Annotated in this window: 1 rRNA gene; it reads right to left on the reverse strand. The window is 50.1% G+C overall.

Annotated features, from left to right (window positions below):
- Positions 1-848 (reverse strand): 23S ribosomal RNA (locus K0625_RS24295); the annotation flags it as partial.

Below are 848 nucleotides of genomic sequence, written 5' to 3' on the forward strand. Positions count from 1 at the left end.
ACCCGTAGCTTCGGTGTATTGCTTAGCCCCGTTAAATCTTCCGCGCAGGCCGACTCGACTAGTGAGCTATTACGCTTTCTTTAAATGATGGCTGCTTCTAAGCCAACATCCTAGCTGTCTAAGCCTTCCCACATCGTTTCCCACTTAGCAATAACTTTGGGACCTTAGCTGACGGTCTGGGTTGTTTCCCTTTTCACGACGGACGTTAGCACCCGCCGTGTGTCTCCCGAGTAGTACTCATTGGTATTCGGAGTTTGCAAAGGGTTGGTAAGTCGGGATGACCCCCTAGCCTTAACAGTGCTCTACCCCCAATGGTATTCGCTCGAGGCGCTACCTAAATAGCTTTCGAGGAGAACCAGATATCTCCCGGTTTGATTGGCCTTTCACCCCCATCCACAAGTCATCCGCTCATTTTTCAACATAAGTCGGTTCGGTCCTCCAATTGATGTTACTCAATCTTCAACCTGCCCATGGATAGATCACCGGGTTTCGGGTCTACACCTTGCAACTAAACGCGCAGTTAACACTCGGTTTCCCTACGGCTCCGCTATTCGCTTAACCTCGCTACAAAATGTAAGTCGCTGACCCATTATACAAAAGGTACGCAGTCACGGTCTCAAGAACCGCTCCCACTGCTTGTACGTATACGGTTTCAGGTTCTATTTCACTCCCCTCACAGGGGTTCTTTTCGCCTTTCCCTCACGGTACTGGTTCACTATCGGTCAGTCAGGAGTATTTAGCCTTGGAGGATGGTCCCCCCATGTTCAGACAAGATGTCACGTGTCCCGTCCTACTCGTTTTCACGTAAAGTTAGTTTTCATGTACGGGGCTATCACCCTGTGCCGCTG

The organism is Shewanella nanhaiensis (assembly GCF_019457885.1).
Classification (GTDB): Bacteria; Pseudomonadota; Gammaproteobacteria; order Enterobacterales; family Shewanellaceae; genus Shewanella; species Shewanella nanhaiensis.